15 protein-coding genes are annotated in these 23600 nt (G+C 68.2%); 6 read left to right on the top strand and 9 right to left on the bottom strand.

The features are described from left to right. Nucleotides 1-2 precede the first annotated feature (2 nt). The 3 genes from PBN85_RS07440 to PBN85_RS07430 are packed head-to-tail and all read right to left on the bottom strand — an operon-like array spanning nt 3 to nt 5550. On the bottom strand, nt 3-2093 hold the full coding sequence (locus tag PBN85_RS07440; protein WP_271300615.1) for a glycoside hydrolase family 97 protein: 2091 nt from the start codon (nt 2091-2093) through the stop codon (nt 3-5). Beyond that, complete coding sequence (locus PBN85_RS07435) at nt 2090-3712, bottom strand: alpha-glucosidase (RefSeq protein WP_037531042.1); 1623 nt, start codon at nt 3710-3712, stop codon at nt 2090-2092. Before PBN85_RS07435 ends, PBN85_RS07440 begins: the two co-directional genes overlap by 4 nt. After that, nucleotides 3709-5550 carry an alpha-amylase family glycosyl hydrolase gene (locus PBN85_RS07430; protein ID WP_271300614.1) on the bottom strand — a complete coding sequence of 614 codons (1842 nt, stop codon included), beginning with the start codon at nt 5548-5550 and terminating at the stop codon, nt 3709-3711. The genes PBN85_RS07435 and PBN85_RS07430 overlap by 4 nt, the downstream gene beginning before the upstream one ends. Nucleotides 5551-5696: 146 nt before the next feature. Between PBN85_RS07430 and PBN85_RS07425 the strand changes: the two genes are divergently transcribed. Next, nucleotides 5697-6746: a LacI family DNA-binding transcriptional regulator gene (locus tag PBN85_RS07425; protein WP_271300613.1), complete on the top strand. Its 1050-nt coding sequence runs from the start codon at nt 5697-5699 to the stop codon at nt 6744-6746. Between the two features lie 10 nt (nt 6747-6756). Here PBN85_RS07425 and PBN85_RS07420 read toward each other — a convergent pair whose 3' ends face one another. The 3 genes from PBN85_RS07420 to PBN85_RS07410 all read right to left on the bottom strand — a co-directional run bounded on the left by PBN85_RS07420 (nt 6757) and on the right by PBN85_RS07410 (nt 12071). Next, nucleotides 6757-8262 carry a tryptophan halogenase family protein gene (locus PBN85_RS07420; protein WP_271300612.1) on the bottom strand — a complete coding sequence of 502 codons (1506 nt, stop codon included), beginning with the start codon at nt 8260-8262 and terminating at the stop codon, nt 6757-6759. Between the two features lie 63 nt (nt 8263-8325). After that, nucleotides 8326-11193, bottom strand: coding sequence for a TonB-dependent receptor (locus PBN85_RS07415; RefSeq protein ID WP_271300857.1), 2868 nt, complete (start codon nt 11191-11193; stop codon nt 8326-8328). A gap of 206 nt (nt 11194-11399) precedes the next feature. Next, on the bottom strand, nt 11400-12071 hold the full coding sequence (locus PBN85_RS07410) for a DUF6445 family protein (RefSeq protein ID WP_271300611.1): 672 nt from the start codon (nt 12069-12071) through the stop codon (nt 11400-11402). A 496-nt stretch (nt 12072-12567) separates the two neighbouring features. Here PBN85_RS07410 and PBN85_RS07405 point away from each other — a divergent pair, with 496 nt between their 5' ends. The 5 genes from PBN85_RS07405 (at nt 12568) to PBN85_RS07385 (ending at nt 19431) form a co-directional block, all read left to right on the top strand. Further along, nucleotides 12568-13278 (top strand): ImuA family protein, encoded by a 711-nt coding sequence (locus tag PBN85_RS07405; RefSeq protein WP_443026771.1) that lies wholly within the window; start codon nt 12568-12570, stop codon nt 13276-13278. Beyond that, complete coding sequence (locus PBN85_RS07400) at nt 13196-14977, top strand: Y-family DNA polymerase (protein ID WP_271300609.1); 1782 nt, start codon at nt 13196-13198, stop codon at nt 14975-14977. The genes PBN85_RS07405 and PBN85_RS07400 overlap by 83 nt, the downstream gene beginning before the upstream one ends. Next, on the top strand, nt 14977-18246 hold the full coding sequence (locus PBN85_RS07395; protein ID WP_271300608.1) for an error-prone DNA polymerase: 3270 nt from the start codon (nt 14977-14979) through the stop codon (nt 18244-18246). Before PBN85_RS07400 ends, PBN85_RS07395 begins: the two co-directional genes overlap by 1 nt. Before the next feature lie 48 nt (nt 18247-18294). Beyond that, nucleotides 18295-18711, top strand: a complete 417-nt coding sequence (locus PBN85_RS07390; protein ID WP_037531032.1) for a secondary thiamine-phosphate synthase enzyme YjbQ — start codon at nt 18295-18297, stop codon at nt 18709-18711. Between the two features lie 123 nt (nt 18712-18834). Next, nucleotides 18835-19431: a CC0125/CC1285 family lipoprotein gene (locus PBN85_RS07385; protein ID WP_271300607.1), complete on the top strand. Its 597-nt coding sequence runs from the start codon at nt 18835-18837 to the stop codon at nt 19429-19431. Between the two features lie 303 nt (nt 19432-19734). Here the strand turns inward: PBN85_RS07385 and secA are convergent, their stop codons facing one another. From secA to PBN85_RS07370, 3 genes are all read right to left on the bottom strand, one after another. Next, a complete protein-coding gene (gene secA, locus PBN85_RS07380) occupies nt 19735-22482 on the bottom strand; it encodes a preprotein translocase subunit SecA (protein WP_271300606.1) in 2748 nt (915 codons plus the stop codon). 94 nt (nt 22483-22576) lie between these two features. After that, complete coding sequence (locus tag PBN85_RS07375) at nt 22577-23158, bottom strand: hypothetical protein (protein WP_271300605.1); 582 nt, start codon at nt 23156-23158, stop codon at nt 22577-22579. 83 nt (nt 23159-23241) lie between these two features. Beyond that, nucleotides 23242-23586, bottom strand: a complete 345-nt coding sequence (locus PBN85_RS07370; protein ID WP_152542067.1) for a type II toxin-antitoxin system Phd/YefM family antitoxin — start codon at nt 23584-23586, stop codon at nt 23242-23244. Between the last annotated feature and the right edge of the window lie 14 nt (nt 23587-23600).

The raw sequence follows: 23600 nt of genomic DNA, 5'->3' as shown, positions 1-23600 counted from the left end.
GCTCACCGCCGCCGCGCCTTGCCGCTCGCGACGAAGCGGATCGCCTGTCCGCCGCCGGGCGCGAGCGCGAGGCTCAGCCGGTCGCCCTTCTTCACCGTGCGCTTCTCGATCGCGATCGCATGCCGCGCGTCGGTGCGGTAATCCGCGCCGGCACCGTCACGGTAGATCTCCGCCGAATAGCTGCGCCCCGCGTCGAGGAAGTCGAGCGATACGTCGAGCGTGCGGGCCGTGTCGTTGGTGATGCTGCCGAGATACCAATCGTCGCTCGCGCGGTCCTTGCGCGCGACGGTGACATAATCGCCGACCTCGCCGTTGAGCACGCGCGTGTCGGACCAGTCGGTCGGCACGTCGCGGATGAACTGGAAGGCATCCATGTGCTTGGCGTAATTTTCGGGCGTATCCGCCGCCATCACGACGGGCGAATAGATCACCACGTAGAGCGCAAGTTGCTTCGCCTCGGTCGACAGCAGCGGGCTGCCGCCCGACCCTTCGAGGCTGAGCACGCCGGGGGTGAAGTCCATCGGGCCGCCGAGCCATTGCGTGAAGAACATATTGGCTTCGTGGTTGGGCGGGTTCTTGCCCGGCCAGGCGTTATATTCCATGCCGCGGCCGCCTTCGCGCGCCAGCCAGTTGGGATAGGTGCGGCGCAGGCCGGTGTCCTTGATCGGCTCGTGGCTGTCGATGCCGACCTTATACTTGGCGGCGGTCTGGACGACGCGCAGATAATGGTTCGCCATCCACTGGCCCTCGTGCCATTCGCGCTTTTTCGTGCCGTCGGCGTCGACGCGCTCGATCTGGCCGGCGTCGGTAACATAGCCGGTCTTGATCACCGGGATGCCGTGATCGCGTGCGTAGCTGAACGCCCGGTCGAGCTGCGAATCGTAATGGCTCGCCGATCCGCCGGTTTCGTTATGACCGATCAGATAGACGCCCTTCGCCTTGGCGTAGCGGGCGAGCTCGGCGGCGTCGAAATCGGGGGTCGGCTGGTCGAACTGCATGGCATTGCCATTGCCGAACCAGTCGCCGTCCCAGCCGACGTTCCAGCCCTCGACGAGCACGCCCGGAATCTTGTTCGCCGCGGCGAAGTCGATGTAAGTCTTGACGTTGGCGGTGGTCGCGCCGTGCTTCGGCCCGGTCGCCCAGGTCCAGTCGCCCTTGATCATGTTCCACCAGACGCCGACGAACTTGCCCGGCTTGATCCAGCTGACGTCGCCCAGCTTGTTGGGCTCGTTGAGGTTCAGTTCGAGGTGGCTCATGTAGAGGCCGGGCGCGTCGTCCGACAGGATCACCGTCCGCCACGGCGAATCGAACGGCGCGGTGCGCACCACCTTGGGCGCGCCGGCGCCGGGGGTGAGCGACGCCTTGAACGTGTTGCCCTCGCTGCGTGCGAGGTTCATCGCGGCATAATCGACCAGCGCCGCCTCGTGCACCGCGGCGTGCGTGCCGTCGGCGAGCTTGACCGTCATCACCGTCTGCGCGGTGCCGACCGCATCGAGCGGCGTCTTGTTGTAGAGATATTCCTCGCGGTTCCACTGATAGGCCGGCTTCCACCAAGCGGTGCCGCCTTGCGCGAAGGCGAATTCGGTCAGCTCGTCGGCGATGTTCGCCTGATGCAGATGCGGCTGGTCGGGAAAGCGGTAACGGAAGCCGATGCCGTCGTCGAAGACGCGGAAGATCACGTCCATCTCGCGCTGCAGGCCGGTCTTTTCCCGGAAGCGCAGCGTCAGTTCGTTGTGCCGGTCGCGGATCGTCTTCCACTCGCCGAACGGCTGCGTCCAATTGCTGTCGCCGCTCGCCTTGCTCTGGCCGATCAGCGTGAGATTGCGCTCGATCTTCGGGGCATCAGTGAACATCACGCCGAGCTTGCTGGCGGCGAGCACCGGCTTGCCCTTGCGCGTCACGGCATAGGTCGCGCGCCCGTCGTTATCGAGCGCGATCGCGACGACCAGAGATCCGTCCGGCGAGGTCGCGGTGGCGGCCGGCGCGGCCGCGGCGGTGGGGATCTGCGCGACGGCATTGCCGTCGGTCTGCGCGCGCGCCGCCGGACTGACCAGCACCAGCGCCAGCGCGCTGCCGATCGAATAGAAGTTCATGCCGTCTCTCCCGTTTTGGTGGCGATCACTGCGCCATATCCGTCAAAATGCCACCCCTGCGTCGCGCTCTCCATCACCGGCCGCCACGCATCGGGCTGCTCGGGCGCCCAGCGCTGCGGCTCGGGCGAGAGGTTGAACACGCACAGCATCGTCTCGTCGGCGGCGCGGCGCTCGATCGCGAGCATCGCCGGCTCGGCGGCGACGACGCGGATGTCGCCGGTGAGCAGCGCCGGATGCGCCTTGCGCAGGGTCAGCACGTCGCGCGTCCAGTGGAGCAGCGCATGCGGATCGCGCTCCTGCCGATCGACCGCGAGCGCGGCGTGATCGGGCCCGACCGGCAGCCACGGCGTCGCCTGCGAAAAGCCAAGGTTCACCGCATCGCTGCGCCAGGCCATCGGCGTGCGTGCGCCGTCGCGCGACAGCGTCTGCGGCCAGTTGGCGATCGCCTCGGGATCGCGCAGCGCCTCGAACGGCACCTCGACCTGCGTGAGCCCCAATTCCTCGCCATAATAGAGGAAGATATTGCCACGCAGCGCGGCGAGCAGCAGCATCTTCATCCGCGCGAACGCCGCCGCGGATTCGGGCGCGACCCAGCGCGAGATGGCGCGCGGCGCGTCGTGATTCTCGAACGCCCAGCTCGGCCAGCCGACGCCGTCCTGCTCGGGCCATTTGCCGATCGCCGCGGCGACGGTCGCCGGCGTGATCGTCGGCGCATAGAGGAAGTCGAAGCCATAGGCGCTGTGCAGTCGCCGCCCCGCCGCGGTGAACAGCTTCATCTCGCGATCGCTGTCGGCGCCGCCGACCTCCGCGACGGTGAAGCGCGCGTCATAGCTGTCGAACAGGGCGCGGACGCGTTCGAGGAAGGCGGGGATCGCCTCATGGCTCTGGTTGTAGCGGTGCAGCTGATAGTCGAAGGGCCGGGTGCGCGGGATGCCGTCGTCGAGCGGCGCCGGCGGATTGTCGCGCAGGGCGGGATCGAACATGAAGAAGTTGATCGCGTCGATGCGGAAGCCGTCGACCCCGCGCTCCAGCCAGAAGCGCGCTATGTCGAGGAACGCCTGCTGCACCTCGGGATGATGGCCGTTGACCTGCGGCTGCTCCTTGAGGAAATTGTGCATGTAATATTGGCCGCGGCGCGCGTCCCACGTCCATGCCGGGCCGCCGAACACCGATTGCCAGTTGTTGGGCGGCGACCCCTCCGGCTGCGGATCGCGCCAGACGTACCAGTCCGCCTTGGGATTGTCGCGGCTCGCCCGGCTTTCGACGAACCAGGGATGCTGGTCGCTGGTATGCGCCCAGACCTGATCGACGATCACCTTGAGGCCGAGCTGATGCGCGCGCGCGACCAGCGCGTCGAAGTCGGCGAGCGTGCCGAAGATCGGATCGACGTCGCAATAGTCGGAGACGTCGTAGCCGAAGTCGGCCATCGGCGAACGGAAGAAGGGCGACAGCCAGATCGCCTCGACCCCGAGGCTGGCGACATGGTCGAGATGCGCGGTGATGCCGGGCAGGTCGCCGATGCCGTCGCCGTTCGAATCGGCGAAGCTGCGGGGATAGATCTGGTAGATCGTCGCGCCGTGCCACCACGGGCGTTCGGCAGCGGTTTCGGTCGGGATCATTGCGGGGCCTTCAGGGCGCAGACGGCATAGCCGAGGGGAGGAAGCGTGACGGTCAGGCTGCCCGGCGCGGCGACCGCGCCGCAGCCACTGCCGGCGAGCGTCGTCGCGGCGCGCGCGGTGGTGCCAATCTCGACCTGCCGGGTAAGCGGCCTGGTGTCGGTGTTGAAGGCGAGCAGCACCTCCGCGCCGCTGACCGGATCGAAGCGCGAGATGGCGAGCAGCCCCGGCGTCTCGCCTCGCGCGCGCAGCTGCTGCCGGCCGCGGGTCAGCGCCGGCGTCGCCAGCCGCAGTCGGGCGAGCGCCGCGGTCTGGCGGAACAGCGGATTGTCGGTGGCGAAATGCGCGGTCGCGGTGGTCGTGCTGCTGCCGAGCAGGCGGTTGTCGTTGTAGACGGCGACCCGGCTCGCGAACATGTCCTCGCGCGCATCCTGATCGTTGCCGTCGCTGACGAACCCCTGTTCGTCGCCCGAATAGATCGTCGGCACGCCGCGCAGTGTCAGCAGCATCGCATTGGACAGCATCACCCGCGCCAGCACCTCGGCATCGTCCGCCTGCGGAAAGGCCTTGCGGACGAAGGTGGCGAAGCGGCCGTCGTCGTGATTGCCGGTGAAGGTCGGCAATTGCACCGCGGTGTCGAAGCCCTTGGCGTAGAGCGCGTCGCCGTCGAACAGCTTTTCGAACGTATCGGTGCCGGCGCGCCCGGCGACCGTGTCGATCACCGCCTGCCGGAAGGAGAAATCGAGCACCGCAGGCAGCTTGTCGACGATGGTATGCTGTGCCAGCACCGCCGGCCGCACCTCGTGATCGGATACCTCGCCAAAGATGTGGAAGTTGGGGATGCCCTTCGCCCTGGCACGCGCCTGCATCGCCGGGACGAACTGCGCCCAGAATTCGGGATTGACGTGGCGTGCGGTGTCGATGCGGAACCCGTCGATGCCGTAGCGATCGATCCAGTCGCCGAAGATGTCGATCATCCCGGCGACGACACGCGGGTTCTCCGTCATCAGATCGTCGAGCCCGACGAAATCGCCCATCGTCGCGCTTTCGTTGAGATAGGTCGTGTCGCCGCGATTGTGATAATAGCGCACGTCGTTGAGCCAGGCCGGCACCTTGACGCCGCGCTCGGCGGCAGGGACGAAGGGCGTATAGGCATAGTCGCTGCGCGTCAGCTTGGCGAAATTCGCCTCGGTGTGCACCGTATCGCCGGCGAAGCCGGGATTGATCGGCGCGCCGTTCACGCCCAACCGGCGCTGATAGGGATAGTCCGCACGGCTGCGATACGGACAATCGCGCTGACCGACGCATTCGCGATACTGGATGACGTCGGCGGTGTGGTTGACGATGATGTCCATATAGACCTTCATCCCACGCGCATGCGCCGCGGTGACGAGCGCGGCGAAATCGGCGTTGCTGCCGAAATGCGGATCGACCTGCGTGAAGTCGGTGATCCAATAGCCGTGATAGCCCGCCGATTGCTGGCCCGGACCGCCCTGGACAGGCTTGTTCTTGAAGATCGGCCCGACCCACAGAGCGGTCGCGCCCAAGGCCTGGATGTAATCGAGCCGGCGCGTCAGCCCCTTGAGATCGCCGCCGTGGTAGAAGCCCTTGGCGGTGGGATCGAAGCCGGTGACGAGCGGACCGCCCTTCAACCCGCCGCGGTCGTTCGCCGGGTCGCCATTGTCGAACCGGTCGGGGAGGAGGAAGTAGATCACCTCGTCCTGCGGCAGGCGGGCGCGATAGTCGGCGGCGGGCGCAGCGGGCGCGGCCTGTGCCGCCACCGCCGGCGCACCGATCAGCAGCGCGAGCGCCGTCGCGGTGCGTGTGGCGAACTTCAGCATACATCCCCCCGGCCAATGCCGTGCCGCCGATCCATTGCCGGCCGCATCCGCCGCCGTTGTGCGGATGCTACGGCAGCAAGCCAAGCATAGGGCATACGTATTCACGACCGCTTTCGCCACGGCCCGGGCTGCGGTAAAGCCGGACGATGACGGTGAAAGGCAGAGGACGGGGCGCGGGCGCGAACGACAAGCCGACCTCGTTCGACATCGCCGCGCGCGCCGGCGTCTCGCAGCCGACGGTCAGCCGGGCGCTGCGCGGCGACCGTACCGTCAGCGCCGCCACCCGGATGCGGATCGAGGCGATCGCGCGCCAGCTCAATTACAAGGTCGACAAGAACGCCTCGTCGCTGCGCCGCGGCCAGAGCATGACGCTGGCGCTGCTGTTCTTCGAGGACCCGCTCGACGACGGCAGCTTCATCAACCCCTTCTTCCTGTCGATGCTGGGATCGATCCTGCGCACCTGCGCGGCGCGCGGCTATGACCTGCTCAGCTCGTTCCAGCAGCTCTCCGCCGACTGGCACACCGATTATGAGGACAGCCGCAAGGCGGACGGGATCATCCTGCTCGGCTATGGCGACTATGAGCTCTACAAGGCGCGGCTTGCGGCACTGGTCGCGCAGGGCACGCATTTCGTCCGCTGGGGCTCGGTCGACACCGATGCCGGCGGCGCGACGATCGGCTGCGACAATATCGCCGGCGGGCGGATGGCGGGAACGCACCTGCTCGGCCGCGGCCGACGGCGGATCGGCTTCATCGGCGACGCCGACGATCACTATCCCGAATTCCGCGACCGCTATCGCGGCCTGTGCGCGGCGCTGCGCGAGGCGGGGCAGTCGGTCGATCCCGGCCTGCACGTCGATGCGCTGTCGGTCGAGCAATCGGGCTATGATGCGACGCGCCGGCTGCTCGCCCGCGACATCCCGTTCGATGCGCTGTTCGCCGCCTCCGACATCATCGCGCTCGGCGCGGTGCGCGCGCTCGCCGAGGCGGGGCGGCGCGTGCCGGAGGATGTCGCGATCATCGGCTTCGACGACATTCCCGCCGCGGCGACGACGCAGCCGCCGCTCACCACGATCGCGCAGGATTACCGCAAGGCCGGTGAGGTGCTGGTCGACACGTTGCTGCGCCGCATCGCCGAAGAGCCGACCGACACCGCCTTACTGCAACCGCGGCTGATCGTGCGCGGCTCGACCTGAGCCGACGCGCTCATCGCGCCGACATCGCGCAATGGCGGGCGACATAATCGGCGTGGCGCGGCATCGCCCCCGCCTCGCGGCGGTAGAGCAGGTCGAGCGTCTCCATATAATCGCCCAGGTCCTGCGGCGCGATCCGGTCGGCGAGCGGATGATGCGCCCCGGCCGCCACCCCCTGCCCGGCGAGCACCTGGAGCCAGCCGTCCTCGGTGAACAGTTCGTCCGCCTCGCGCACGATCACCCCCGCCTCCTGCCACAAGGCGATCCGCGCGCGCAGGCTGTCGGGGAGCGCCATCGCGCGGCACGCCTGCCAGAAGGGCTCGCTCCGCCCGTTCGCCCAATAATGGAGGATGAGGAAGTCGCGGATCCGCTCGATCTCGAACGCGGTCTGGCGATTGTATTCGTCGCGCAGCGCCGCGGCGACGGGCAGTGCCGGCAGCAGCTTGACCAGCCGCGCGATCGCCGACTGGATGAGGTGGATGCTGGTCGATTCGAGCGGCTCGAGGAAACCGCTCGCCAGCCCGATCGCGACGACGTTGCGCTGCCACGCCTGCTTGCGCCGCCCGGTGACGAAGCGCAGCGGCCGCGGATCGCCGAGCGGCGCGCCCTCGACCGTGCCGGTCAGCGTTGCCGCGGCGTCTTCGTCGCTGGTGAACGCGCTCGAATAGACATAGCCGTTGCCGGTGCGATGCTGCAGCGGGATACGCCACTGCCAGCCCGCCGCGCTCGCGATCGCGCGCGTATAGGGCAAGGGCGCCGCCGCCGCCTCGGTCGGCAGCGCGAGCGCGCGGTCGCAGGGCAGCCACTGCCGCCAGTCCTCATAGCCCGCGCCGAGCGTTTCCTCGATCAACAGCCCGCGAAACCCGGTGCAGTCGATGAACAGGTCCCCGGCGATCCGCGCGCCGCTGTCGAGCAGCAAGGCGGTGACATCGCCGCCCTCGCCGTCCCGCTCGACGCGGACGATCCGCCCCTCGCTGCGTTCGACGTCGCGGTTGGTGGCGAAGCGACGCAGATAGGCGGCGTAGAGGCCTGCATCGAAGTGGAAGGCATAGGGCATCGCCGGGATCGTCGCCGCGGTCAGCGGATCGCCGCGATGCATCCGCCCGGCACGCGCCGCGATCGTGTTGAGATTGTATCCGTCGAGCGGTCCCGCCAGCCCGAGCCGGTGTGCGCGCAGCCAATAATGCTGGAAGGCGATCAGCCCGACGTCGCGGCCGACATTGCCGAAGGCGTGCATATAGCTCTCGTCCGGCGCGCCCCAGCCGTCGAAGGCGATGCCGAGCTTGAAGGTGCCGCCGGTCGCGCGCAGGAACGCATCCTCGTCGAGCCCGAGTGCCTGGTTGAACAGCCGGATCTGCGGGATGGTCGCCTCGCCGACGCCGACGGTGCCGATCGCCTCCGACTCGACCAGATGGATGCGATAACCGTCCTCAAGCAGATGGCCGAGCGCCGCCGCGGCCATCCAGCCCGCCGTGCCGCCGCCGGCGATGACGATGGTGGTGACGGGTGGCTCGGTCATCGGGTGCGCTCCGCGATCAAACGGCGGCGTGCGAAGGGGATCGCACGCCGCCGCCCCTGGGGATCAGAACTTGTAGGTGACGCCGATATAATAATCGCGGCCATAGCGCTGATAGTCGATCACCTGCCGCGGATCGTCGTTCTGATAGGTGATGAACGGCCGGTCGGTCAGGTTCTTCGCCTGCGCGAGGATCGAGAAGCCCTTGAGGAAGCCCTCCTGGAATTCATAGCCGATCTGCGCGTCGAGGATGCCTTCCGACTTGGCGGTGCGATAGGTCGGCGTCGCCGACAGACCCGCCACCTCGGCGAGGAAGTCCGACCGGTAGCGATAGTTGGCGCGTGCCTGGAAGCCCCATTTCTCGAAGTAGATCGTGCCGCTGCCGGTCCATTTCGACAGGCCGGGCAGCGTGATCGCCTGCGTCGGGTTGCTCGCGAACTTGATCGTCGACTGGGTGTAGTTGCCGCTCGCGAAGATGCCGAAGCCGTCGAGCGCGCTGGTCAGCGCCTTGAACGGCAGCGACACCGTCGCCTCCACGCCGAGCACTTCGCCGCGGCCGGTATTGGCCGGCGCCGACACCACGCCGGTCGTCTGGCCCGCGGCGATCACCTGCGCCTGCTGCGCCGCGGTCAGCGCCGGCAGCAACGCGGTGAAGTCATAGGCATAGCTGTTGTTCGGATCGACGAAATCGGTGAGGTGCTTGAAATAGCCCGACAGCGCGACATAGCCGCCGGCGTCGAAATATTTCTCGAACGACATGTCAATGTTGGTCGACTGATAGGGGCGCAGCGCGACGTTGCCGCCGGTCGAGGAGAAGACCGGATAGAGGCCGGCCGGCGTACGACCGATATTCGTGAGGTTGATCGCGACGTCCTGCGTGACGCGCTCCTGGTCGAGGCGCGGACGCACCATCGTCTGCGACGCACCGAGCTTGACGTAACCGTTGTCGATCAGCTCGACCGAGAAGGTCGCCGAGGGCAGCACATTGGTATAGGTGACGCGCTCGTCCGCCGGAGCGATGGTGACGTTGCCGGTGACGACACTGGCGATCTGGCCGACCGAACGCTGCTGCGAATGGACCACCTGCACGCCGAGCGCGCCCTTGACCGCTTTGCCGCCGAGGTCGCCGTCGAGCGTCAGCTTGGCATAGCCGGTGTAGACGTTCTCGATGACGCGATTGTCGCGGACCAGCGCCGACGGGCGGTTGTCATAGGCCGAGGCGAAGCTGTTGTTGTAGACGTAGAGCGGATCGTAGGTCAGCATCGCCGGGATGCCGAGATAGGTCAGCGGGATATTGGTGCCGAGCAGCGCCTCGCTGGGCACCGTCGCGCTGGTCGGCGTGCCGCTGGCGAGCGTGCAGCCCGTCCCCGTCCCCTTCGGGCAGAGGAAGTAGGAGGTATAGGCGCTGGTCTTCTCGCGGCGGCTGTAATTGCCGCCGACTTCCCAGCCGCGCACCAGGCTGCCGTCGAACTCGCCGTTGAGGCTGGCGCGCAGCGACTTGAGATCGTCCTTGAAGCTCGGCCGGTTGAGGAAGCCCGACTGGACGACCTGCTGCGTGCCGTTGTTGCCCCAGCCCTGCGGGTCGGTCAGCTTGAGCACGTTGGTGTTGGTATAGTCGAGCGTCGGCACGATCCGGTAGGTGCCGTTGCTGTTCTGCGTCACGGTGACGGTATCGGCGACGCCGCTCTTGGCGAAGCCGGTGCCGGTGTTGGTCTCGAGCAGGAAGTCGGTGCGCGTCGCGCGGCTCCAGCTCGCATCGACGTTGAAGTGCAGCCGGTCGGCGATCTTGAAATCGTTGTTCCAGCCGAGCGACAGGTTCTTCGCCTTGCGCTGGTTATAGTCGTTGCGCTGCACCGCATAGACGTTGGTGAAGGTCGTCGTCGTGGCGAAGCCGTTGTTGACGGTGATGCCGCTCTTGGTCGGATCGGAGAAGCCGAGCGGGAATTCGATGCCGCGCAGATGCTGCGTTTCCTGGAAGTCGGAATAGAGCGCGTCGAACGTCGAATGGAACGTGTCCGACGGCTGCCATTCGATCGTGCCGACCGCGCCATAGCGCTTGAGCTCGTTCGACTGGACATAGGGCTTGGCGCCGCCCAGCACATAGGGATCGGCGGCGGTGCCGCTGCCCGAATAGCCCCAGGCATTGTAGCGTTCGTCCTGCGACGGCGTCTGCGTCCCCGACACGCCGATCGCGATGCCGAGCGTATCGTTGGCGAATTTGTCGATATAGGTCGCCGACGCGCGATAGCCGTAGCGCGACGAATCGGGGTTGAGGTTGTCGATGCCGTTCATCTGCCCGCGCGCGTTGATTGCGAAGACGCGGCCGCGCTGTTCGAGCGGGCGCAGCATGCGCAGGTCGACCGTGCCCGAGATGCCGGCGGCGATCAGCGATGCGTCGGCCGATTTGTAGACGTTGACGTTGCGGAAGAACTCCGACGGATATTGGTCATATTCGACGCCGCGGTTGTCGCCGACCGTCACCTGTTCGCGGCCGTTGAGCAGGGTGGTGGAGAAATCGGGGCCGAGGCCACGGATCGACAGGCGCTGGTCGCGGCCTTCGAGCCGCTGCGCGGTGACGCCGGGCAGGCGCGCGAGGCTGTCGGCGATCGACACGTCGGGCAGCTTGCCGACGTCCTCGGCCGAGACGCTGTCGACGATCAGCGTCGAATCGCGCTTGATCTTGGCGGAATTGGCCAGGCTGGCGCGGATGCCGGTGACGACGATGTCGTTGTCGGCGGTGGCGTTCTCGGCGGTCTGCGTCTGCGCGGCGTCCTGATTGGGGGTCGGCTCGGCGGCGGGCGCGGGCGATTGCGCGGTCGCGGCGGCGGGCGGATTGGCGGTCGGCGACTGCGGGTTGGGCGCTTCCTGCGCGAAGGCGGCCCCGCCGGTGACCAGCAGCACGCTGGCGATGGTGACGGTGGTCGAACGCAGCATCGCGCGGGTGCGACGTGCGGAATTGATGTCGGTCTGGGACACGAAGAATCCTCCCCCTGATGGCGTCATGCCCCCACCCGCTCCATCGCGGATGATCAGCTGACTGTGTGTCCGGCTTGTGAACGCGGGGGGAGAAACAGCCAAGTTGGCCACATACGTATTCACGGCAGAGGGTTAGCGGCGTGGTTTTCCTGCCACGCAATGTGTCATCCGGTCGCGTCGAGGAAGGTGTTGACGGTCAGCCGCCCGCGGGCCGGATCGGCGTGCAGCGCCAGATCGGCGGGCAGATCCGCGCAGTGCAGCGTGTTCGAACGATAGAGGATGGCGCGGTTGAACCGTCCCTGATGCACCGCGAGCCGCTCGAACACCGGCGTGTCGCTGGCGATATAGCCCGCCTCCGGCAGGCCGTGGCGGGCGAGATCGGCATCGAGCGCAGTGCGATAGGCGCCGATCCGCGCCGCATCGATCGACTCGAAGCTGGTAGTGCGATGCCGGTAGAAAGCGGTGCCGCTGCGCTCGTCCGGGGACAGATAATGGAGCAGCGCGAGGCGGCGCGGCGACAGTTCGTCGAAATGCGGCAGCCGCTGGATCGGGGTGAGCGCGGCGGGCGGCGTCGTCACGATCGAATAGAAGGCATCGGCGATCGTCAGCCCGCCGACCCCGAACGCCGCGCGCGCGACCGGCTCAAGCCGCGCCAGCAGATCGCGCAACAGCCGCGGCGCGACGGGTGCACGGATGCCGGGATAATGCGGCCCGATCGGCGCGAACGACAGGAAGGCGGCATCGTCACGGAACCGCTCGGCATCGGCGAACCCGTCGATCACCACCACCGGCTGCGCCTCGGCGCCATGATGTTCGATCGATACTGTCCACGCCATGCGCGCCTCTTCGATGATGGCGCAGGCAAAGACAATGGGGACGGCCGCGCCAAGCCGTTGGGGAGATGGGGAATCGGAGAACCGCACGGTACCATGGCTGCGCCTGTGCGGCCGCCCCTGGGGCACGCCCTACCAATGCTCCCGCGCAATCGGGAGCCGAGGTCTCCCTTTGCCGCGGGCGGTTGTTCTGCCTGGCCACCGGCTTCCCGCCTGCGCGGCAATATGGTCATGGCGGCGAGCTGAGTGCTTCCACAGCGGCTGCCGCGGTCGGCTCGTGAAGCGATCCAATCGCACCGGCTACGATAAAAAATCAGCCGCCGGCGACTCGCCTAAGACCGCGGCGCGACTCGCCCGTGGCCGTTCCAACCCGGTGCATCGGTTCGATTCCAAGCCTTGACCCTTTGTTCATAGTACTGGAACATAAGGCGAACAAATGAGTCGAATCCGCATGTCCGCTCCCGCTCCCTCGCCCGCCTCCCTCAGCCATCTGCGTGCCTTGGCAGCGGTTCGTCCGGTGGTGGGCGGGGTCCTGCCGTTCGGGGTCGACGCGCTCGATGCGCGCATCGCCGACCATGGGCTGGCGCTCGGCGGGCTGCACGAGGTGTCGCCGGCGACGCCGACGCTGAGCGACGATGCCGCCGCGACCTTGTTCGCCGTCGGCGTCGCCGCGCGCGCCGCGGCGGCGAACGGTCGGCGGGTCTTGTGGGCGCTGACCCGCTTCGATCTCTACGCGCCGGGGCTCGAACAGGCGGGGCTCGACCCGGCGACCCTGTTGTTCGTCGAGGCGCGCGACGACAAGGACGTGCTCGCGGTGATGGAGGACGGCTTGCGCCACGGCGGTCTCGCCGCGGTGGTCGGCGAGGTCAAGCACGCCGACATGGTCGCCACCCGCCGGCTCCAGCTTGCGGCGATGAGCGGCGGCGCGCCGGCGCTGCTGTCGCGGCGCTGGCGGCGGCAGGGCGTCGATCCGCTTAGCGACCTGTCCGCGGCGATGACGCGCTGGCGGATCGCCTGCGCGCCCTCGGCGCGGCTGCCCGCGCCGGGCGTCGGCCGGCCGCGCTGGACCGTCGAACTCGCCCGCCAGCGTGGCGGGCCCGGCTTCACCCTCGAACTGGAGGCATGCGATGCCACGGGTCGCCTCGCTCTACCTGCCGCACCTCGCGATCGAGCGGTTGCGGCGGATCGAGCGGCCGCGCGCGCTGCCTGAACCGCAACGCACGCCGCAGCTTCCGGTCGACGACGACCCCGGCGCCTGTTCGGTGCCGCGGGGCGGCGGCTGGCGTCCCGGCGCACGCTGGGCGCGCGACGCGGACGCACGTGCCGCGATCGTCGAGGAGACGGCGACGCTGCCGCTCCACCAGCAGCCGACGATGCGCGAACTCGGCCGCCGGTCGGAGGCGGCGGACCATCCGTTCAAACGCCCCCTCCCCGCCCCGCCGGGTCAGGCGCGCCCCGTCGCCGCGGCGGCGCATGCCGTTCCGCTGATCCTCGCCGAGACGATCGGCCAGCGCCAGCTGATCGCCGCCGCCTGCCCCGCCGCGCAGGCGCTCGGGCTGACGCCGGGCATGGCGGTGACGCAGGCGCGCGCCCTGGTCGCGACGCTCGACGTCCGCGCCGCCGATCCCGCCGCCGACCGGGCGGTGATCGACGGCCTCGTCCTCCACGCGATCCGTCACTGGACGCCGACCGCCGCGGGCGAGGCCGACGGGATCTGGCTCGATCTCACCGGCGTCGCGCATCTCCACGGCGGCGAGGCGCGGTTCGGCGCGCGGCTGATCCGCTTCTGCCGCCGCTTCGGCTATAGCGCGCGCGTCGGCATCGCCGGGACGCCGGGCGCGGCGCATGCGCTCGCCCGCTATGGCCATGAGCCGCTGATGCGGATCGCCAGCGGCGGCGAGGCGCAGGCGCTGGCCGCTTTGCCCCCCGCCGCGCTGCGCCTGGCGCCATCCGCGCTCGCCGCCGCACAGCGCTTCGGGCTCGATCGCATCGCCGATCTGCTGCCGCTGCCGCGCGGGCCGCTCGCGCGCCGGCTCGGTCTCGCCAGCGTCCGGCGGCTCGACGAGGCGCTGGGCCGCGTCGCCGAACCGATCGTCGCGGTGGTGCCGCAAGAGACCCCGGAGACGGTGCGCCGCCTGCTCGAACCGATCGCCACCGCCGAGGCGATCGAACAGGTGATCGGCGACCTGCTCGCCGACATGATCCCGCTGCTGCGCCACCGCGGCCGCGGCGCGCGGACGCTGGTGCTGACGCTCGAGCGGATCGACGGCAGCGCGCAGCGGATCGCGATCGGCACCGCCCGCGCGACACGCGACGCCGCGCATCTCGCCCGCCTGTTCCACCTGCGCATCGAGCGGATCGAGCCGGGCGACGGGATCGAGACGATGCGCCTCGCCGCGCCGCATAGCGATCCGCTGGGCGCGACCGCGCTCGCCGCGCGGCTCGCCGGCGACGAACCGGTCGCCGATGTCGCGACCCTGGTCGACCAGATCGCCGGGCGGGTCGGCGAGGCGGCGCTGTTCACCGCTGCGCCGGTCGAGAGCGACGTGCCCGAACGCGCCGTCCGCCGCACCGACGCGCTCGCCGCGCCGACCGGCTGGCCGGCGTGGCGGCGGCCGGTGCGGCTGCTCAGCCGGCCCGAGCCGCTTCACGCGGTGCTCGCCTTGCTGCCCGATGCGCCGCCGCGCCGCTTCACCTGGCGCGGCAAGGTCCATGCGGTGGTCGCCGGCGACGGCCCCGAACGGATCCACGGCGAATGGTGGCGGCGCGACGGCGAGATCTGGGCGGTGCGCGACTATTTCCGCGTCGAGGACGAGCAGGGCGCGCGCTTCTGGCTGTTCCGCCGCGGCGACGGCGTCGATGCGGCGACCGGCGATCTCAGCTGGTATCTGCACGGGCTGTTCGGCTGATGGCCGCCACCACCTATGTCGAGCTTCAGGTGACGAGCCATTTCTCGTTCCTGCGCGGCGCCTCTTCCCCCGACGAGCTGTTCGCCGCCGCCGCGCTGCAAGGCCACACCGCGCTCGGCATCGTCGATCGCGGCAGCGTCGCCGGGCTGGTCCGCGGCTGGGAGGCGCAGAAGGCGACCGCCGTGCGGATGATCGCCGGCGCCCGCGTCGACCTCGACGACGACCGCGCGCTCTTGCTCTACCCGATCGACAAGCCCGCCTGGTCGCGGCTGACCCGGCTGCTGACGATCGGCAAGGCGCGCGCCGGCAAGGGCGGCTGCACGCTCGGCTGGGCGGATGTCGTCGCGTGGAGCGAGGGGCTGGTCGCGATCCTGCTGCCCGATGCGGCCGATGCCATCGCCGCCGCGCATCTCGCCGACCTCGGCGCGGTCTTCGCCGACCGCGGCTATTGCGGCCTCGCCTTCCGCCGCCGCCCCGACGATGCGCTGCGGCTGCACGATCTCGCCGCGCTCGCCGCCGCCGCGCGCGTCGCCCCCGTCGCGCTCGGCGACATCCTCTATCATGCGCCCGAGGCGCGGCTGCTGCAGGACGTGGTCACCGCGATCCGCGAGAAATGCACCGTCGATACATTGGGCTACCGGCGCGAGCGCCACGCCGACCGGCACCTCAAGTCGCCGGCGGAGATGGAACGCCGCTTCGCCGCCTTCCCGCAAGCGATCGCCGCCACCGCCGACATCGCCCGCCGCTGCACCTTCGATCTCGGCGAGCTCAGCTACCAATATCCGCACGAACGCGTCGTCGCCGGGCTGACCGCGCAGGGCGCACTCGAACAGCTGACCGAGGCGGCCGCGGCGCGGATGTTCCCCGACGGCCTGCCGCAGGCCTATCGCGCGCAGATCGACCATGAGCTGCGACTGATCGCCGAGCTCGGCTACGCGCCCTATTTCCTCACCGTCAACAGCATCGTCGCCGAAAGCCGGCGGCGCGGCATCCTGTGCCAGGGGCGCGGATCGGCGGCGAACAGCTGCGTCTGCTTCGTGCTCGGCATCACCAGCATCGACCCGATCCGCCACGAGCTGCTGTTCGAGCGCTTCATCTCCGGCGAGCGGCGCGAACCGCCGGATATCGACGTCGATTTCGAGCATGAGCGGCGCGAGGAGATCATCCAGTGGATCTATGAGACCTATGGCCGCAACCATGCGGCACTGACCGCGGTGGTCACCCGCTATCGTGCGCGCGGCGCGATGCGCGAGGTCGGCAAGGCGCTCGGCCTGCCGGAGGACCTGACCAAGGCGCTCGCCGGGCTGATCTGGGGCTGGAGCCAGGAAGGCGTCGGCGAGAAGCAGGTCGCGCAGCTCAACCTCAACATGAACGACCGGCGGCTGCGGCTCGCGCTCGAGCTCGCGCGGCAGCTGATCGGCGTGCCGCGCCATCTGTCGCAGCATCCCGGGGGCTTCGTGCTGACCCATGACCGGCTCGACGATCTCGTACCGATCGAACCCGCCGCGATGGTCGATCGGCAAGTGATCGAATGGGACAAGGACGATATCGATGCCCTGAAGTTCATGAAGGTCGACGTGCTCGGCCTCGGCATGCTCGGCTGCATGAACCGCGCCTTCACCCTGCTCGCCGAGACGAAGGGCGTGGCGGTCGGCATGGCCGATCTGCAGGACGACGACCCGGACGTCTATGCGATGATCCAGAAGGCCGACACGCTCGGCACCTTCCAGATCGAGTCCAGAGCGCAGATGAGCATGCTGCCGCGGATGAAGCCGACGCGCTTCTACGACCTCGTCATCGAAGTGGCGATCGTCCGCCCGGGCCCGATCCAGGGCGACATGGTCCACCCCTATCTACGCCGCCGCGAAGGGCGCGAGACGCCCGACTATCCCCGCCCGGAGCTGCGCGCGGTGCTGGAGAAGACGCTCGGCGTGCCGCTGTTCCAGGAACAGGCGATGAAGGTCGCGATCGTCGGCGCGGGCTTTACCGCCGCCGAAGCCGACCAGCTGCGCCGCGCCATGGCGACGTTCAAATTCACCGGCGGGGTCAGCCACTTCTACGACAAGCTCGTCGAAGGGATGGTGTCGCGCGGCTATCCCCGCGACTTCGCCGAACGGACGTTCAAGCAGATCGAGGGCTTCGGCTCCTACGGCTTCCCGGAGAGCCACGCGGCGAGCTTCGCCAAGATCGCTTATGCCTCCTGCTGGATGAAGCATCACCACCCGGACGTGTTCTGCGCCGCCCTCCTCAACGCGCAGCCGATGGGCTTCTACGCGCCGGCGCAGGTGGTGCGCGATGCGCGCGACCATGGCGTCGAGGTCCGTCCCGCCTGCATCAACGCCAGCCGCTGGGACTGTACGCTCGAGCCGACGCGCGGCCGGTATCTGGCGGTGCGGCTCGGCCTGCGCCAGGTGCGCGGGCTCGCCAATGCGCATGGCGCCGCGATCGTCGCGGCGCGCGGCGACACGCCCTTCGGCTCGGTCGAGGAAGTGTGGCGCCGCGCCGGCGTGCCGCGCGCGGCGATCGAGCGGCTGGCGGAGGCGGATGCCTTCCACGGCTTCGGCGCGGACCGTCGCCAGGGATTGTGGAAGGTGAAGGGCCTGGGCGACGCGCCGCTGCCGCTGTTCGCCGCCGCCGATGCGCGCGACGCCGCGTTCAGCCCGGAGGGACTCGAACCCGACGTGTCGCTGCGCCCGCTGTCGGACGGGCGCGAGGTGGTGGAGGATTATCGCGCGCTGCAACTCTCGCTGCGCGCGCATCCGCTCGCCTTCCTGCGCGACGAGCTGACCCGCCGCGGCATCACCCGCTGCGCCGATCTCGCCACCATCAAGGACGGCCGCTTCGTCGAGGTCGCCGGGATCATCCTCGTCCGCCAGAAGCCGGGCAGCGCCAAGGGCGTGCTGTTCATCACCATCGAGGACGAGACGGGCATCGCCAACGGCATCCTCTGGCCTGACCGGTTCGAGGCGCAGCGCCGCACCGTCATGTCGGCGGCGATGATCGGCATGAAGGGCCGGGTGCAGAAGGAGGGGCAGGTGATCCACGTCATATGCGACCGGATCGTCGACCATGGCGGCCTGCTCGCGCAGGTCGGCCAGATGGACTTTCCGCACGCCACCGGCCGCGGCGACGGTGCGCGCCATTCCGGTGCCCCCGATCGGGGCGATGCCGGCTGGCGCCCGGGTCCGCGCGACAGCTATTGGCCGCCGCATGCCGACGGCATGGATCCGGAAGCGGTGGTGCGCGTCAAGTCGCGGGACTTCCACTGACCGCCGTTGCAGGCCACAGCCGCGACCAACCACTTTCGAGGAACACCTATGCGCCAGGCGACCACCCTCCTCCGCATCGACACCCGCCGCCGCGGCCTGCTCGACGTCACGCCCGACGTGCTGCGCTGGGTCGCGGCGCAGGGGATGACGACCGGGCTGCTCACCGTCTTCTGCCGCCATACCTCCGCCTCGCTGGTCATCCAGGAGAATGCCGCCCCCGCGGTACGCCGCGACATGGAGGCCTATTTCGACCGGCTCGCGCCCGAAAGCGGGACGTACGAACATGACGACGAAGGCCCCGACGACATGCCCGCGCACCTGCGCACCGCGCTGACCGGCGTCCAGCTGTCGATCCCGGTGATCGACGGCGCGCCGGCGCTCGGGACCTGGCAGGGCATCTACCTGTTCGAGCATCGCACCAGCCCGCACCGGCGCAGCCTCGCGCTGCACCTGAGCGGCGAATGACGCGGCCCCGGCTCCGCGGTGAAACGTTGCCGTTTGGAGCCAAGTCGTTCATCGCTCGTTCCACTGGGACGATGTATAGGCGACGGGTTCGCCGCATCCGCGAGCGAATGGAGTATTGGAGTCATGATTCATCTGGGCCGCAAGGCCGTGGTCGCGGCGCTGGCCGCCTCCACGCTGATGGTCGCGGGCTGCGCGACCGAGACCACCTATCGCCCCGCCACCGGGCAGGGCTTCAATCGTACCGGCTATAGCGATCGCCGGATCGAACCCGACCGCTATCTGATCACCTTCGCCGGCAACAGCGTCACCTCGCGCGACACGGTCGAACGCTACCTGCTGTTCCGCGCCGCGGAGCTGACGTTGCAGAACGGCTATGACTATTTCGTCATGGCCAATCGCGACACCGATCTGCAATCGCGCACCTACAGCACGCCGGGGATCGGCGGCGGCTGGGGCTATGGCGGGTTCGGCGGCTATTGGGGTCCGTCGTGGCGCTATTACGGCCGCGGGTTCGGCTGGCGCAGCTGGGACCCGTGGTTCGGCGGCGGCTTCGGCGGCGGTCCGTGGGGCAACGACTTCGACATCCGCACCATCGACCGCTACGAGGCGAGCGCCGAGATCGTCATGCGCCGCGGCCCGATCCCGCGCGACAATCTGCGCGCCTTCAACGCCCGCGCGGTGGTCGACAGCATCGGCCCGACGGTGGTGCTGCCGAAGTAATCGCGGCTTTCCGTCTGCCAAAAAGGCCGGGTCACCCAGGTGGCCCGGCCTTTTTGTTATCGTCGTCCGTTATGTATCCAAGCGCGAGTTTGGCACCATCCCAGTATTCCCGCGCAGGCGGGAATCCAGTGTCAAACAGAACGACGACTGAAGCAAGGATACTAGGCTCCCGCCTGCGCGGGAGCACTGGTAAGCCTAAGTCGTCTCACTTACGGCATTCGGCCGATCCAAAAGACAGAGGCCTGTTGCGTCCCAGACCTTAGGCTCCTGCTTTCGCAGGAGCACCGAGCGGCGAGCCTTGACTCAGACCGTCACCGCGCCGTGGCAATGCTTGTACTTGCGACCCGAGCCGCACGGGCACGGCGCATTGCGGTTGACGCGGCCTTCCCAATGTTCCGGATTGTCGCCGAGCACCGCCTCGGCATCGGGCTGGATCATCTGCATCGGCGGGATCTGGGTGGTGATCCGGCCCAGCGTGCCCGCATCGACGTCGTTCGAATTGTCCTCGCCGGTGAACGGGTCGAAGTGGGTGGTGATGAAGTCGGGCAGCTCGGGGAGGGGCGGCGCTTCCTGGATCTGGAACTGCGCGTGCGCGATCGTCTTGGTCACGTCCTCGCGGATCGAATCGAGCATGCGCTGGAAGAGCGAGAAGGCTTCCTGCTTGTATTCGTTGATCGGCGTCTTCTGCGCATAGGCGCGCAGGTGGACGACCTGACGCAGCGCGTCGAGCGTCGCGAGATGCTCTTTCCAGTGATGGTCGAGGTTCTGGAGCAGGATCGACTTTTCGACCTGCGTCCACGTCTCGGGATCAAGCTCGCCCGCCTTGGCGGTGATCGCGGCATCGGCGGCCTCGCGCACCCGCTCCTCGACCAGTTCGGGATCGATCGATTCCTCGGCGAGCCAGTCGTCGACGGGCAGGTCGAGGTTGAGGATCTCCTGCAACCCCGTCTTCATGCCGGCGATATCCCATTGCTCGGGATAGCTGTTCGGCGGGCAGGCGCTGCCGACGATGACGTTGACCGTCTCGGCGCGCATGTCGCTGACCACGTCGCCGACCGCATCGGCATCCATGATGTCGGCGCGCTGCTCGTAGATCACCTTGCGCTGATCGTTCATCACGTCGTCATATTCGACGACCTGCTTGCGGATGTCGTAGTTGCGCGCCTCAACCTTCTTCTGCGCGGTCTCGATCGCCTTCGACAGCCACTTGCTGCCGATCGCCTCGCCATCGTCGATATTGTTGCGCATCATCTTGGCGAACAGCGTGTCCGGGCCGAAGATGCGGAGCAGATCGTCATCGAGGCTGAGGTAGAAGCGCGACAGGCCGGGATCGCCCTGGCGGCCGGACCGGCCGCGCAACTGGTTGTCGATGCGGCGGCTCTCGTGCCGCTCGGTGCCGAGCACGAACAGGCCGCCCGCGGCGAGCACCTCCTGCTTCTCGACCTCGATCTCGGCGCGGATGCGCGTCGCCTCCGCCTCATATTCCGGCGTGCCCTCGACCAGATCGGGATGCTCGTCGAGCATGCGGAATTCGAGATTGCCGCCCAATTTGATGTCGGTGCCGCGACCCGCCATGTTGGTGGCGATCGTCACCGCCGCCTTGCGGCCGGCCTGCGCGACGATATGCGCCTCCATCTCATGGTAGCGCGCGTTGAGGACCTTGTGCGCGACGCCCTCCTGGACGAGGAACTCGCTGAGCAGTTCGGACTTCTCGATCGACACGGTACCGACCAGCACCGGCTGGCCGAGCGCGGCATGTTCGCGGATCTTCTTGGCGATCGCGCGGAACTTGTCGTTGGTGTCCTTGTAGAATTCGTCTTCCTCGTCGATCCGGCGGACGCCGACGTTGGTCGGGATGGTGACGACGTTCATCTTGTAGATGTCGTAGAATTCCGCCGCCTCGGTCGCCGCGGTGCCGGTCATGCCGGCGAGCTTGGGGTACATGCGGAAATAGTTCTGGAAGGTGATCGACGCCATCGTCTGGTTCTCGGGCTCGATCGTCACGCCTTCCTTGGCCTCGACGGCCTGGTGGAGACCGTCCGACCAGCGCCGCCCGTCCATCATCCGGCCGGTGAACTCGTCGATGATGATGACCTTGCCGTCCTTGACGATGTAATCGGTGTCCGCCTTGAACATCTTGTTGGCGCGCAGCGACTGGTTGACGTGATGGACGACCTGCGTGTTCTCGAAGTCGTAGAGGTTGGCGCCCTCGAGCAGCCCGGCCGCCTCGAGCATCCGCTCGATCCGCTCGGTGCCGCTCTCGGTGAGGATGATCGACTTCTGCTTCTCGTCCTTCTCGTAATCGTCGTCGGTCAGCTGCTTCACGATCGCATCGACGCTCATGTACAGTTCCGACTTGTCGTCGGTCGGGCCCGAGATGATCAGCGGCGTCCGCGCCTCGTCGATCAGCACCGAATCGACCTCGTCGACGATCGCCATGCTGAAGGCGCGCTGGACCATGCTGGCGCGCTCGTACTTCATGTTGTCGCGCAGATAGTCGAAGCCGAATTCGTTGTTCGTGCCGTAGGTGATGTCGCTGTTATAGGCGGCGCGGCGCTGTTCGTCGGTGAGATTGGGGATGATCGTGCCGACGGTGAGGCCGAGGAAGCGATAGACCTGCCCCATCCATTCCGCGTCGCGCGCCGCGAGATAGTCGTTGACGGTGATGACGTGGACGCCGTCGCCCGGCAGCGCGTTGAGATAGGTCGCCAGCGTCGCGACCAGCGTCTTGCCCTCGCCGGTGCGCATCTCGGCGATCTCGCCGCGGTGGAGGACGATGCCGCCGATCATCTGCACGTCGAAATGGCGCATGCCGAGCACGCGCACCGCCGCCTCGCGCACCGTCGCGAACGCCTCGGGCAGCAGGTCGTCGAGCTTGGCGCCATTGGCGAGCTGCTCGCGGAACTTCGTCGTCTGCGCGGCGAGCTGGTCGTCGGACAGCGCCTGCAATTGCGGCTCGAAATTGGCGATCTTCTGGATGATCGGGTTGAGCGATTTGACGTAGCGGTCGTTGGACGAGCCGAAGAGCGATTTGGCAAAGCCGCCGAACATAGACTTATTCCTGCAAGGACGCGCGCGGCCGGAGGCGCGCAGCATCGAGTGTCATCAAAGGGGGATCGGCCGAAGCCGCAACGACGGGTCGGCGCTATTCGCGGCGGCGGCTCGCATAGAGCGGGACGATCGCGGCGAGCGCGAACGCCGCAGGTGCCGCTGTCGCGGCGACCTGCCGAACCCGTGGCAAATCCTGTACCGGACGGGCGGCGATCCGCGCCGGCACCGCCTGCGCCTCGGCGACCGCCGCCGCCACCGCGACGGCATGCGCCGCAGCGGGCGCACGCATCGCCGACGCACCGCCGGTCAGGGCGGACAGCAAAGCGGAAAGGAGCAGCAGCAAATTCATCGCAGTCCTGCCATAGGGACTGCATGCGCAGGCGTCCACCGACGAAGCGTCTGTATTACCACAGGCTCCGTACCGGATATCGCCGCATCGTCGCATCGGCGAAGACCAATATGGCATCCAAATGCCGGCATGGGGGATGAGCATGCGGTCGACCGGATCGCCGTGCAGATACGGCAACAGTCGGGTGGCCTGCCAAAGGGCGGCTGGCAGGGGGACGATATCGAGCGCCAGAGCGTCCAGCGCGGTCGCCAAATCGGCCGCCATCGGCGAGCGGCCACGCCGGTGCAAGTCGGCATACTCCCAAGCGATCACTGCGCTGACCTGCAACTCCGCACCCGGCCTCAACACAGCCGACGAGCCGCTTGAGACAGTCGCTGCTCAGCGCTCAGATCGAGACGATAACGTGGGCATCAAGCAGCAGGCGCAACGATACGAGCCAGCCGAGCATCATAACCGACGCGATCAGCCTTCAGGGCAGCAAGATCGAGATCAAGCCCCTGTGCCTGATCCCGGAACAGGCCGACCGCCGATATGCGTTTGCGGCCGATACGTTCGACCTCGTCAGCTGTCCTCGACACGATTGGGACAAGGCGTACCCGCGGATCACCGGCGTCGTTTAGAATGACCTCCTCGCCGCGCACCGCCGCTGCGACCAACTCCGGCAACCGGCTGTCCGCATCGCCGACGCTGAGATGGATGGGCGAAAGACAGATTCGGGGCTTGGCCTTATCAAGCTGACGACCTTTCGCCGTCATCGCCGCAACCGTCT

The sequence above is a fragment of the Sphingomonas sp. CV7422 genome (genome assembly GCF_027945725.1).
GTDB lineage: Bacteria > Pseudomonadota > Alphaproteobacteria > Sphingomonadales > Sphingomonadaceae > Sphingomonas > Sphingomonas kyungheensis.
Note: the sequence above shows the minus strand (reverse complement) of the source record. Positions and strands in the feature narration are given on the sequence as shown.